Source organism: Coprobacter sp., from assembly GCF_982436375.1.
Map to the genome: position 1 here is coordinate 1 of NZ_CEWDCG010000064.1, position 14,185 is coordinate 14,185.

The window sequence follows — 14,185 nt, forward strand, 5'->3', positions numbered from 1 at the left end:
TAAAAAATAAGTTATGACAAAGAAAAAATGTATTGGAATACTGACTTCCGGAGGTGATGCTCCGGGAATGAATGCTGCAATTCGTGCAGTAACCCGTTCCGCCATATATAACGGATTCGATGTTAAAGCCATATACCGGGGATATAAAGGTCTGCTCACAGGAGAAATCGTCCCTTTTAAAACTCAAAACGTAAGTAATATCATACAACAAGGAGGTACGATATTAAAGACTGCGAGATGTAAAGAGTTCGAAACACCGGAAGGTCGTCAGTTGGCTTTTGACAATATTCAGAAAGAAGGTATCGATGCTCTGGTAACAATCGGAGGTGACGGAACTTTAACAGGTGCACGTATTTTTGCTACCGAACATAATTTCCCGATAATCGGGCTTCCGGGAACAATCGATAATGATCTGTTCGGTACGGATACGACAATCGGGTATGACACGGCACTAAACACGATTATGGACGCCGTCGACAAGATAAGAGACACCGCAACCTCCCACGAACGGCTGTTCTTCATAGAGGTTATGGGCCGTGATGCAGGTTTCCTTGCTTTAAACGGAGCTATCGCATCCGGAGCAGAAGCCGCCATAATTCCTGAAATTGCCACAGAAGTAGATCAATTGGAAGCTCTGATCAAAAACGGATTCCGAAAATCAAAAAACAGTAGCATAGTTCTTGTCGCAGAAAGCCCGAGCACAGGAGGAGCTATGCATTTGGCAGAACGTGTAAAGAACGAATATCCTCAATATGACGTCCGCGTAACCATTTTAGGCCACTTGCAGCGAGGCGGATCTCCGACAGCCAATGACCGGATTCTTGCCAGCCGCATGGGAGCTGCCGCTATCGATGCTCTTCTGGACGATCAACGCAATGTAATGATCGGTATTCGAGATGATCAAATCGAATATGTCCCGTTCAATAAAGCCATAAAAAACGACAAGCCTATAAATCGGGAACTGCTGAATACGTTGCGCATATTGTCAATTTAAAAATCGGTACGCGATAATCAGCAGAATAGCGATATTTTTTCTATAATTATTAAGAACCGTTTCAAAAAAATGATTATTTTTGAAACGGTTCTTATTTTAAACTATTGTTCGGAATAAACGCACTACCTTGGCATAGCCAGTCGAGTAAACCCGTTGTTTTCTCTCTCGGTTTGCAGTTTATTTTACACAAACTTTATACTTGCCTTCTATGAAAAAGACTACCTGTTTACTACGCTACGGCATTCTCTTTCTTCTTTTAACAGTTTCATCGCTTATCTGTGCACAAATTCCGGCCGGATATTATTATCAAGCACACGGCAAAACCGGTGCAGAGTTGAAAACCGCCTTGCATAACATCATAAAAGAGGCTTCTATGCTCAAATATGGAAGCGGAGAGGGCGCAACTTGGGAAGGTTTTTTCTATACCGATCAAAATCCCGACGGATCGGTTTTTGACATGTACTCCAATGAGACACGATATTTCAACGGATTCAACGGTATCGACGGAATGCATATAGAACATTCTCTGCCGAATAGTTGGTGGGGAGGTATTAAGAATAACGCCTATAAAGATTTATATCATCTTTATCCGGCAGATGCAACAATGAATATGTCGAAAAGCAACAACCCTTTAGGTGAAGTCTCCGGAACTCCTATCAGAGACAACGGATTGAGCAAAATGGGGAAAAACGGTTTCGGGAACACATACACAGGCAACTGCTTCGAACCAGCAGATATTTATAAAGGGGATTTCGCCCGTTCTTATTTCTACATTGCTACGGCATACGAAGACTATGCTTCTCTCTGGAATAGCCCGATGATGCAAAATAATACATGGCCTGTATGGCAGTCTTGGGCACTGCAACTACTGATGGAATGGAATAAAAATGATCTCAAAAGCACTCGGGAAGAAGAGAGAGCAGAAGCTGTTTACAAAATTCAGGGTAACCGTAATCCTTTTATAGATTATCCCGATTTAGTGGATTATATATGGGGAGACAAAACATCTACTCCCTACCCTTTTCCGGATGAAACAGAACCTTTTCTAATATCTCCGAGAAACAATAAAACATTAGATTTCGGCATTCTGCTACAAGGCGACAATAAAACTATCGATCTTGATATTCAAGGAAAGAATTTGACCGAGACCCTGAATCTTTATTGGAAAACCGGAGGAGAAAATTCCGGATTAAGCCTTTCTCAAGAATCGGTCACTGCAAATGAAGCTATAAATGGCAAAACGATTCATATCTGTTATATGCCTCAAACATCAGGAACGGGTATCGACACGTTAGTAATAAAAGGCGGCGGACTGGCAGACTCGGTAATCGTAAAAGTATCACGAGGTGCAACAGAAGATTTTATGGCACTCCCGGCTACAGAAACGACTTCTACACAATCTACATTGCGATGGATTCGCCACCCGCAAGCAACAGGCTACCGGATCGATCTTTATTCAGGAGACCAACAGGCCGGAGATCTGATTATATCATCCTATATCGAAGGAAGTAAAGGATACGACAAAGCCATCGAAATTTATAACGGCACAGGAAAAGACATCGATCTCTCGAAATACAGTTTACGGAAACAGACAAACGGGAGCGGAAGTTTCGGAACGGAACTTTCTCTAAAAAATGATGAGCATCCCATACTTGCCGACGGTGAAAACTTTTTGATTGTATCAGGGGACTGTACGAACGAAGCTCTAATAGGTAGGGCACAAATGATTGCTCCGGCAGAAAAAGAAAAATCTCTCATGTCATTTAACGGGGATGACGCAATCGGATTGTATCATAACGGTATCCAAATAGACGTTATCGGAGATGTAGATACGGGAAAAGGCGCAACCTGGGGAGTAAATGTTACTTATATGCGAAAAACGGAAGTAACTCATCCTACCACCGTATGCGATTGGTCGGAATGGGTAAATTTAGGTCAAGATGTTATTGACCGAACCGGAACTTTCACCATGCAGTTCGCTCCCGAAAGTCAGTATGTTTTCGAAAATAAAGAAGTCGGAGAACAAACGGAATATCAGGTTTCCAGCCTAATGCCCAACCACCGTTACACTTATCGTGTCACCGCACTGTCCGCACAAGGAGAGATTGAGGCTGTTAACACGATGGGTATTAAAACTTCTCCATTAGAGTCGCCAGAAGTATTGGATGCAACAGAAATAACAGAAAACTCTTTTGTCGCCAATTGGGATATAGTTCCCGGTGCTGAACATTACCTGATCGATCTGTACACCCTCATAGGAGATGAAGAAGTAGAAATATCTGAGACATTTACAAATGTAACAGACGGAAAACCCCTGCCCGAAGGCTGGACAGGAAACGCATCGGGACATTACGAGTCCAGTACAAATTCCAAAGAACCCAATTCATTAGCATTCAAACCGGAAAAAGGAGAAGAAGAATACATACAGACTTGTGACTATCCTGCACCTGTAACAGAACTCTCATTCTGGTACAAATTCGTTTCAGGAGGCATAGGTTCGACATTCAAAATAGAAAAGAAAAGCAATGGGATATGGAGTGAGATAGACATTATAGAATTTGTAAATAGCGCTCAAACAGCAAGCTACTCATTCACAAAAGATGAAAATATTACGGCATTCAGATTTACTTATCACAAAGAAAAAGGGAATTTTGCTCTTGATAATGTATCTGTAACATACGGAGGCACAAAGCCTGAATACATCGTACAAGATAAAATCGTAACAGGACTCAGTTGCAAATTCGAAAACCTGAAAAAAGATACAGAATACTATTATCAGGTTCGATCGGCAATCGGAGATATCCTTTCTGAACAATCGGAACGAGTAGCTGTAAAAACCTCCGGGAATACAGGTTCTATTGAGAAAAACGAACAGAACGGATTAATTTTTTGTTCAACAAATAGCGGCTTCAGAATTTTAGGGTTACAAGGAAACGAAACCGTTTCGGTATATACACCATCCGGAACGAGCATATTCGAAACCCGAGCAAACTCTGCCGTCATTGAGATTCCTGCCTCCTCACGAGGAATATATATCATCGGAATAAAGTCCTCGTCAGAATATAAGACGATGAAAGTTATTCGGTAACATCTCTAAAAACTCTTATATATCCGAATGTGTGAGAGACATTTTGTGTCAAAGAAGAAATAATATGGATTATTTTTTTTAAGTTTGCCATTAATGATAAAAGAGCTTTAAAAAATATGGGGGAGTCCAGTAATAATATAGAAATACAGGAAGATAATCTAATAGAGCAGGAGTTTCAAGCATTATTGACAGACTATTTGCATTCGAACCACCGAAAAAAGGTGGATATTATCGAACGGGCATTCCGATTTGCCAAAGATGCTCATCAAGGAATTCGACGACGTTCAGGCGAACCGTATATACTGCATCCGATTGCCGTAGCACGCATCGTGTGTCAAGAAATAGGATTAGGTTCTACATCTATTTGTTCGGCTCTTCTCCATGATGTCGTAGAAGACACGGAATATACGGTAGAAGATATAGAAAATCTGTTCGGGAAAAAGATTGCCATGATCGTAGCGGGACTGACGAAAATTTCCGGAGGGATTTTCGGTGACCAGGCTTCTGCTCAAGCAGAGAATTTCAGAAAACTGTTATTGACAATGTCCGAAGATATTCGGGTCATTTTGATAAAAATGGCAGACCGCTTGCATAATATGCGGACATTAGGATCTATGGCTCCCAGTAAACAATATAAAATTGCCGGAGAAACACTCTATATTTATGCACCGCTTGCCCATCGGTTGGGGTTATTTGCAATCAAAACAGAACTGGAAGATCTCAGTTTTAAATACGAACATCCGGATGCGTATAAAGAGATCAGTCAGAAAATCGCGGACAGCGAAATAAAACGTCAAGCTGCTTACGAGGATTTTTCAGCTCCTATTACAGAAAAATTACACGAAATGGGTGTAAAATTTGAGATGAAAGCCCGTGTAAAATCAGTCTATTCGATCTGGAATAAAATGCAAACCAAGAATATCCCGTTCGAAGAGGTATATGATCTTTTTGCCGTACGTATTATTTTTGATCCGGAACGGGAAGAAGACGAAAAAAAAGAGTGTTGGAACATATATTCCATTATAACCGACATTTACAAAGTACATCCGGAACGCATCCGCGATTGGGTGAGTCGTCCCAAGGCAAATGGCTACCGGGCATTGCACGTCACAGTCATGGGTCCTGACGGTAACTGGACAGAAGTGCAGATACGAAGCCGAAAAATGGACGAAATAGCAGAAAGAGGATTCGCTGCACATTGGAAATATAAAGTAGGAAATACAGATGAAGAATCGGAACTGGACATTTGGCTAAAAACGATTAAGGAGATTCTCGAAAACCCAGAGCCGAATGCTCTCGATTTTTTGGACACGATAAAATTAAACCTGTTTGCATCGGAAATTTTTGTATTTACCCCCAAAGGGGAATTGAAAACACTTCCTAAAGATGCCACAGCTCTCGATTTTGCATTTACATTGCACTCTGATATGGGTTACCATTGTATTGCAGCAAAGGTAAATCACAAGTTGGTGCCTCTATCCCAAAAACTCCAGAGTGGAGATCAAGTGGAAATACTGACGTCCAAAACCCAAACTCCAAAAGAAGAGTGGATACATTTCATTACTACGGCAAAGGCAAAAACCCGATTACAAGCAGCTTTGCGAAAAGACAAAAAACAAATTGCAGCCAAAGGAGAAAATATTTTCAATAATTTCCTTGAAGAAAACGGATTAGCCAAAAACGACTTAAGTATAGTCGATAAAATATTGAACCACTTCGGTATAGACAAAAAAGAAGAACTGTTTTATCAACTCGGAAGCAACAATATCTCCTTAGACGAATCGGTTAAGAAACTCTTTAAAAATAAGAGTCAAAACGTATTTATGAAATACTTGAAGATGCCGTTCGGGGGGAATAACAAATCTGCACCCGTTCCCGTAAAACCAGAATCGGTTGCAGCTCCAGACCGGAAAATAGACCGGAAAGCAACTTATATTTTACGAGACGACGGAAAAGAAAAGAACTATACCATCGCTCCTTGTTGCTGTCCTATTCCCGGAGATGACGTATTAGGATATATCAATGAAGACGAAACGGTTGTCGTACACAAACGCTCATGCCCTATCGCCATGAAGCTAAAAAGCAGTTTTGGTCCGCGACTTGTTTCTACACAATGGGACGAACGTATCGACGAATCTTTCCCCGCAACAATCGAAATTAAAGGAATCGACGGGGTCGGGGTTCTTAATCACATTACTAAAGTCATTTCGGAAGATCTGGCAATCAACATCCGGAACTTGTCCATCGAAAGTAACGACGGACTATTTACAGGTAAATTAGGCATCATGGTACATGACGTGCAAGATATAGAGAAACTATGTAACAATATAAAAAAAGTCAAGGAAGTCAAGTCGGCTGTTCGAGTTAAAAACATATAATCATTGCAGAATATGAAACGGGAAACTGTAAAATCATTTTTTGGTAAAACGCTTATATTTCAAATCTTGTTTTTTGTTGCAGCGCTTTTTCTGACAATATATTTCTTTCCTCGCGAAGAGAAATTCCGTTATCATTTCCAAGAAGGAAAACCCTGGAAATACGGTTTATTAACAGCTTCTTTCGACTTTTCTATTTACAAAAGTCAAGAACAGATAAAAAAAGAACAAGACAGTATTCTACAACAATTTCAACCTTTCTATGTCGAAAACGCATCGATCGGGAAACAACAAATCGCAAAATTTCAACAAGCGTACAAAAACGACTTGAAAGACCGATTACCTCATCATCTTTATAACTATACGATAACCGCTTTAGACAATATATATAAACAAGGGATCATTTCATCCGGAGAATATGATAAGCTACAAAAAGAACATATCGAGAACATCCGCATACTCAATAACAACATTGCCCGTGAATATCAGGTCAGTCAGTTACGCTCGCCTCGTACAGCTTATGAACAGATTATAAATAGTCTTCCGGACGAGGCAAGCAAAGACCTCTTACGCACCTGTAATCTCAATACCTACTTAGTCGAGAACATGGTTTTCGATAGTACTACGACAAAAAAAATAAGATACGAGCTTTTACAACGGATATCGGCATCCTCCGGTATCGTACAAGCCGGTGAAAGAATTATTGACCGGGGCGAAATCGTCTCTCCTCATACCTATCAGATTTTAAAATCATTGGAAACGGTAACCCTCAAGAAAAAAATCAATATGGACAGGAGAGAGACGACTCTGATCGGACAAGCTATCGTTATTACCTGTCTGTTCACTTTCTTTTATCTATTTTTAGCTCTTTTCCGTTCCCGGATTTTCAAAGATATAAGAAGTTTGGGATTCCTGATGTTGATGATCGTATGTGTAACCTTGGCAGCATACATGATGACGCAAACCAGACTACAAGGCATATATCTCGTCCCGTTTGCCATGTTACCGCTCACAGTCGTTACATTCCTCGATTCGCGAACAGCATTATATGCGCATCTGGTCACTGTCCTATTATGCGCATTCGCAGCACCGTTCCCATTAGAATTCATATTCTTGCAAATCATAGTGGGGATGACAGCAATAGACAGTCTCAGCGAATTAGTAAAAAGATCTCAATTGGTGCGTTGTGCTATACTCGTATTCATAGCTTACTGTGTAAGTTATGTAGGTTATACATTACTTACCGAAGGGGATTGGAGTAAACTCAATCCGAACATGTTCCTTTATTTTGGTATAAACGGAGTATTATTGCTATTTGCATATCTTCTGATTTATTTGCTCGAAAAGACATTCGGTTTCATTTCTAACGTTACCTTAGTAGAATTGTCCGACATTAATTCTCCGGTACTCAGGCAACTCTCTGAAATCTGTCCCGGAACATTCCAACACTCCATGCAGATTTCAAATTTGGCGGCCGAAGCAGCGAACAAAATAGGGGCAAATGCTCAATTGGTAAGAACCGGCGCTTTATACCATGATATAGGAAAACTTGCAAATCCGGCATTCTTTACAGAAAATCAATCTGGAGTAAATCCTCATCATAATCTCTCATACGAACAAAGTGCCCAAATTATCATACAACATGTGAAAGACGGGATCAAAATGGCAGACAAACTGATGCTTCCTCAAGCCATCAAAGATTTTATCAGCACACATCACGGAAAAAGTAAAACCAAATATTTTTATAATTCATATAAAAACGAATTTCCGGATTTCAAAATCAACGAAGACTCTTTTACTTATCCCGGACCGAATCCTTTTACTAAAGAAACAGGCATATTGATGATGGCGGATGCTGTCGAAGCAGCTTCCCGCAGTTTGAAAGAATATACCGAAGAGTCGATTTCAAAATTGGTAAACAATATTATAGATAGTCAGATTGCAGATGGTCTTTTCAAGAATACACCTTTAAGTTTCAGAGATGTGGAAACTATAAAAAACGTATTTATCGAGAAATTGAAAACAATGTATCATACACGCATCAGCTACCCTGAATTAAAAGAAGATCCGCATCGGAAGCCGGATCAAACCAAACAACAATAAGAGAATTTACCCAAAGGATAAAGTAAAAATAATAACTTGTAATTTCAAAAACACATTCCATATCAAATTTCTATCTTGACAGAATAAAAATAAAAAATATGTAGGTAGATAAAGAAAATTTGCGTAATATTGCACTGTCAAAATAAATTGAAGCAGAGATAGAATGAAACAGTTCCTGCAATATTGTTTTATATATACTACTATTACAACAACCACCCCTTAGGGGGTTTGAGTTGTCATATCCATCCTTTTGGTTCATAAATACCGATTATATGAACCTATTCCATTGAAAATAAATTTATAAATTTGACCTTGTTCCGTTAATCAATACCGCTTTTCTGTATAAAAACAGAAAAGATACATTGTGCCGGACAAAAAATAAAAAAGATATATTTACAACTGATGAAAGTATTAAAATTCGGAGGAACATCCGTAGGTTCCGTAGAAAGCATCAAAAACGTAAAGAAAATAGTAGAAGCCTGTGATGAACCGGTAATAGTAGTAGTGTCCGCTTTAGGTGGTATTACCGATAAACTGATAGAGACCGCTCGTTTAGCAGGAACTGGAGATAGTGAATATCTGACTCATTTTAAAGGAATTATCCACAGGCATCATAACGTTATCGACGGGATCGTTCCGGAAAAACGTAAACAAGAAGTGCTCCAAATCGTAAACGAATTATTAGACGAGCTCGGTAATATATTTCGGGGAGTATCGCTTATCAAAGACTTATCTGCCAAAACCCAAAATACCATAGTCAGTTACGGAGAACGGATATCATCCGTAATTGTCAGCCGAGTGATTAACGATGCCGTACATTATGATTCACGGGAATTTATTAAAACAGAAGTCCAGTTCAACAAAAATATAGTTGATTTTGATCTAACAAATGAACTGGTTAGGAAAACATTCAAAGAACTGCCGAAAGTCGCCTTAGTTCCGGGGTTTATCTCTTCCGATAAAAAAAATAACGATGTAACCAATCTCGGCAGAGGTGGTTCAGATTACACTGCAGCGATCCTCGCAGCGGCATTAGGAGCATCGCGTCTGGAAATATGGACGGATGTCGATGGGTTCATGACCGCCGATCCCCGAGTTATCAGCAACACTTATGTTATAGAACACCTGTCGTTTATCGAAGCGATGGAGTTATGTAATTTCGGGGCAAAAGTTATTTATCCTCCGACCATTTATCCGGTCTACCATAAAAATATACCTATCGTTATTAAAAACACTTTCAACCCGGAAGTTCAGGGAACATTAATAACTCAAGATTCCGCATCAGGCGAAGGAAAGGCAATTAAAGGAATATCGTCGATCAACGATACCTGCTTAATTACCGTTACCGGACTTGGAATGGTAGGTGTTATTGGTATTAACTACCGTATATTCAAGGCCCTTGCCAAATCAGGAGTAAGCGTATTTCTCGTATCTCAGGCATCCTCTGAGAATAACACTTCTTTCGCTGTAAAAAATGCAGATGCAGATTTGGCGGTAAAAGTTCTCACCGAAGAGTTTGCTCAAGAAATTGAAATGGGTGAGATCAGCGAAATCAGTGCAGAGAAAGATCTCGCCACAGTAGCCATTGTAGGTGAAAATATGAAACACACTCCGGGTATTGCCGGGAAACTCTTCAACACTTTAGGACGTAACGGTATCAATGTCATCGCATGTGCGCAAGGAGCTTCGGAAACAAATATTTCTTTTGTAATAGAACTAAACAGTTTGAGAAAAGCTCTAAACGTAATTCATGACTCGTTTTTCTTGTCTAACGTACAAGTTCTCAATCTATTTATCACCGGTATAGGATTAGTAGGAAAAGACTTGTTAGAACAAATACGCAAGCAGCAGCCCAATCTGCTCAAAGACAAATCACTCCGACTGAATATTGTCGGAGTGGCGAATTCAAAAAAATGCCTGTTCCGCCGGGAAGGCATTTCTCTCGACCATTATGAAGAAGAACTCAAGGCATCTCCGCTGTCGGCCAGTCCGGCAGCCATACGGGACGGTATCATTCAAATGAACATATTCAACTCGGTTTTTGTCGATTGTACTGCCAGCAATGAAATAGCAGGAATTTATAAAGATCTTCTTAATCATAATGTTTCTGTCGTTGCGGCTAATAAAATCGCCGCTTCATCGGCCTATGACAACTATGCGGAACTGAAAAGAATAGCACGCAAACGGGACGTCAAGTTTTTGTTCGAAACGAATGTCGGAGCAGGATTACCGATTATCAATACAATCAATAACCTGATCAATAGCGGGGATAAAATTCTGAAAATCGAAGCAGTAGTTTCTGGAACATTAAACTTTATCTTCAACGTTTTAAGTGAAGATATACCTTTAAGTAAAGCTATTCGGCTGGCTCAGGAATCAGGTTACAGCGAACCTGACCCCCGACTCGACTTAAACGGACAGGATGTGGTACGAAAACTTGTCATTTTGGCAAGAGAAGCAGGATATCGGGTAGAACAAAGCGATGTTGTAAAAAAACTGTTCATCCCCGAAGAATATTTTCAGGGCTCTCTGGATGACTTCTGGAAACAAATTCCTAAACTCGATGAAGAATTTGAAGAACGACGCAAAAAGCTGGTTTCTGAAAATAAGAGATACCGTTTTGTCGCAACTTTGGATGGAGGAAAAGTCGAAGTCGGGTTACAGGAAGTCGATAGCAAACATCCTTTTTATCAATTAGAAGGAAGCAATAACGTAATATTAATCACAACCGATCGTTACAAAGAATATCCGATGGTTATCAAAGGATACGGTGCTGGAGCTATGGTAACGGCAGCCGGTGTATTTGCCGATATTATCAGCATTGCCAACATTCGTTAGTAAAAAATATTATTATGAAGTATATAATCGTATTAGGCGACGGAATGGCTGATGAGCCAATCGCCGAATTGGGAAATAAAACACCTCTCCAAGCTGCCGACACTCCAATTATGGACTGGCTCGCTTCACATGGAAGGTGCGGTCGCTTAAATACTGTTCCCGAAGGATTCGAACCGGGAAGTGAAATCGCAAACATGTCGGTTCTCGGATATGATCTATATAAAGTTTTCGAAGGAAGGGGTTCTTTAGAAGCTGCCAGTATGGGAGTAGACATCGAACCGGGAGAGATGGCTATGCGCTGTAATCTGATCTGTATAGAAAACGGAGTTATAAAGAATCATTCGGCCGGACACATTTCCAATGAAGAAGCATCTGAATTGATCGATTATCTACAAAAAGAGCTGGGAGGAAATGATGTGAATTTTTTCCCGGGAGTTTCATACCGACATCTCCTTAAATTAAAAGGCGGAGACAAACGATTAAAATGTACACCTCCGCATGACGTTCCCGGAACTCCGGCAAACGAAGTGATGATAAAAGCTCTCGTCCCGGAAGCTCAGAAAACGGCAGACCGGTTGAACGAGCTTATCGTCAAATCCCAAGAACTATTATGTAATCATCCGGTAAATCTGAAAAGAAAAGCCGAAGGTAAAGATATGGCTAACAGTATATGGCCGTGGTCACCGGGCTACAAACCGCAAATGAAACCTATAACACAGCAATACGGCTTGCGTAACGGAGTAGTTATTTCAGCAGTCGATCTGATCAAAGGCATAGGTATTTACGCCGGATTGAGATCTATTGATGTAGAAGGGGCTACCGGATTATATGATACAAACTACGAGGGAAAAACCGAAGCTGCCATAGAAGCTTTGAAAGACAATGATTTTGTATATCTGCATATCGAAGCCAGTGACGAAGCCGGACATGAGGGAAACGCCTTACTAAAGAAAAAGACTGTAGAGTTTTTAGATCATCGGGTTTTAAAGCGACTGGTAGAAGCTTCTCAAGAAATGGATGAACCCTTGACTATCGCTCTATTGCCAGACCATCCTACCCCTTGTCGCATTCGCACCCACACCGCAGCCCCAGTTCCTTTTATAATTTACAAACCGGGAAAAGAACCCGACAATGTACAGACATACGATGAATTCAGTGTCGAGGAAGGATATTACGGGCTACTGAGTCAAGATGAATTTATTAAAGAATTATTCAAAAAAGATTGATCAAATGTATTATTACAGCACAAACAAACAGGCGGCTAAAGCAACTTTAGAGGAAGCGGTAATCAAAGGGTTAGCCTCCGACAAAGGTCTTTTTATGCCAGAAACTATAAAAAGGCTGCCCGATGCTTTTTACCACAATATCGGAGAAATGACTTTTCAAGAGATGTCATTTATCGTAGCAGAAGCTTTCTTCGGAGAAGATGTCGAAGCCGACATATTAAAGGAAATTGTTTATGATACACTGAATTTCGATACTCCTCTTGTTCACGTTCATGACAATATATACAGTTTAGAACTGTTTCACGGACCGACATTAGCATTTAAAGACGTCGGAGGACGTTTTATGGCACGCCTATTAGGGCATTTCATTCGCAAAAAAGGAGAAAAAGAGGTTAATGTTTTAGTTGCCACATCCGGAGATACGGGCAGTGCCGTAGCAAACGGATTCTTAGGAGTACCCGGCATACGAGTATTTGTCTTGTATCCCAAAGGAAAAGTCAGTGAAATACAAGAAAAACAGTTTACGACACTCGGCCAGAACATCACGGCTTTAGAAGTCGATGGGACATTCGATGATTGTCAATCTCTTGTGAAAGAAGCATTTATGGATAAAGAATTGAATAAGGCCCTATTGCTGACATCAGCCAATTCTATTAACGTTGCCCGCTTTCTACCGCAATCTTTTTACTATTTCTATGCTTATGCACAATTAGCCCGCATAGAAAAAAACAAAGATGTTGTCTTCTGTGTTCCCAGCGGTAATTTCGGAAATATAACAGCCGGATTATTCGCTAAAAGAATGGGGCTTCCGGTTAAACGATTTATTGCAGCAAACAACCGGAACGACATATTCTTACAATATCTCATTACCGGTAAATATGAACCTCGTCCTTCTATACCGACGATAGCCAATGCCATGGATGTCGGTAATCCCAGCAATTTCGCCAGGATATTGGATCTATACGAAAATTCCCATGAAGCTATCTGTAAAGAAATAAGCGGAGTCAGTTATACAGATGATCAGATACGCGAAACTCTTAGTGAAGTATATAAAAAGTATAATTACCTACTCGATCCTCACGGAACTTGCGGCTATCGTGCTTTAACAGAAAAGTTAGAAAATGGAGAAACCGGTATTTTCCTGGAAACAGCACACCCTGCCAAATTCTTGGAAACAGTGGAAGGAGTTATCAACACCCCTGTTAATATTCCGGATACCCTTTTAAAATTCATGCATGGGAAGAAAAAAAGTATCGAAATACCCGCCTCATTCATACCATTTAAACGATTGTTGCTCAATACAAAATAATTTATATAAACAGGTTATCAACAATTTGAAAGCAGTATGTTGATAACCTGTTTATTCATCTTTTCCATCATATCATTAAACCTTTCTCCCCAATTATTATCTAAATAAAATAAACTTCATTGGATAGCAAACATTCATACATAAAAACCTGTTCTTCTAATAAAACCCGATAATTCTATCGATATGAAAAATATAATAACAATTATAGTTTGCTTTCTAATGGGAATCGGAATGGCATCCCAATTGCATTCG

The 14,185-nt window shown here is 40.0% G+C and carries 7 protein-coding genes; all 7 read left to right on the top strand.

What is annotated here, in order from left to right; genetic code table 11:
- Positions 1-13: 13 nt before the first annotated feature.
- The 7 genes from pfkA to thrC all read left to right on the top strand — a co-directional run bounded on the left by pfkA (position 14) and on the right by thrC (position 13,933).
- A complete protein-coding gene (pfkA, locus tag AC1WHX_RS05440; protein ID WP_009318644.1) occupies positions 14-994 on the top strand; it encodes a 6-phosphofructokinase in 981 nt (326 codons plus the stop codon).
- Positions 995-1,202: 208 nt separating this feature from the next.
- The gene (locus AC1WHX_RS05445; RefSeq protein WP_122337496.1) at positions 1,203-4,082 is read left to right on the top strand and encodes an endonuclease; all 2,880 of its coding nucleotides are present in this window, start codon (positions 1,203-1,205) and stop codon (positions 4,080-4,082) included.
- Between the two features lie 116 nt (positions 4,083-4,198).
- Positions 4,199-6,460, top strand: a complete 2,262-nt coding sequence (locus tag AC1WHX_RS05450) for a RelA/SpoT family protein (RefSeq protein WP_022600399.1) — start codon at positions 4,199-4,201, stop codon at positions 6,458-6,460.
- A gap of 12 nt (positions 6,461-6,472) precedes the next feature.
- Entirely contained in the window at positions 6,473-8,560 is a 2,088-nt protein-coding gene (locus AC1WHX_RS05455; protein ID WP_481228959.1) for an HD family phosphohydrolase, read from the top strand.
- 402 nt (positions 8,561-8,962) lie between these two features.
- Entirely contained in the window at positions 8,963-11,398 is a 2,436-nt protein-coding gene (gene thrA / locus AC1WHX_RS05460; protein WP_302545116.1) for a bifunctional aspartate kinase/homoserine dehydrogenase I, read from the top strand.
- A gap of 14 nt (positions 11,399-11,412) precedes the next feature.
- The gene (locus AC1WHX_RS05465; protein ID WP_302545115.1) at positions 11,413-12,624 is read left to right on the top strand and encodes a cofactor-independent phosphoglycerate mutase; all 1,212 of its coding nucleotides are present in this window, start codon (positions 11,413-11,415) and stop codon (positions 12,622-12,624) included.
- Between the two features lie 4 nt (positions 12,625-12,628).
- Positions 12,629-13,933, top strand: coding sequence for a threonine synthase (gene thrC / locus AC1WHX_RS05470; RefSeq protein ID WP_022389567.1), 1,305 nt, complete (start codon positions 12,629-12,631; stop codon positions 13,931-13,933).
- The last annotated feature ends 252 nt before the right edge of the window (positions 13,934-14,185 follow it).

What these genes read in the sequence shown, in the direction of transcription:
- AC1WHX_RS05445 (WP_122337496.1), top strand. Translation starts at nt 1,203, where the DNA reads ATGAAAAAGACTACCTGTTTACTACGCTACGGCATTCTCTTTCTTCTT.
- AC1WHX_RS05455 (WP_481228959.1), top strand. Translation starts at nt 6,473, where the DNA reads ATGAAACGGGAAACTGTAAAATCATTTTTTGGTAAAACGCTTATATTT.
- AC1WHX_RS05450 (WP_022600399.1), top strand. Translation starts at nt 4,199, where the DNA reads ATGGGGGAGTCCAGTAATAATATAGAAATACAGGAAGATAATCTAATA.
- thrA (WP_302545116.1), top strand. Translation starts at nt 8,963, where the DNA reads ATGAAAGTATTAAAATTCGGAGGAACATCCGTAGGTTCCGTAGAAAGC.
- AC1WHX_RS05465 (WP_302545115.1), top strand. Translation starts at nt 11,413, where the DNA reads ATGAAGTATATAATCGTATTAGGCGACGGAATGGCTGATGAGCCAATC.
- pfkA (WP_009318644.1), top strand. Translation starts at nt 14, where the DNA reads ATGACAAAGAAAAAATGTATTGGAATACTGACTTCCGGAGGTGATGCT.
- thrC (WP_022389567.1), top strand. Translation starts at nt 12,629, where the DNA reads ATGTATTATTACAGCACAAACAAACAGGCGGCTAAAGCAACTTTAGAG.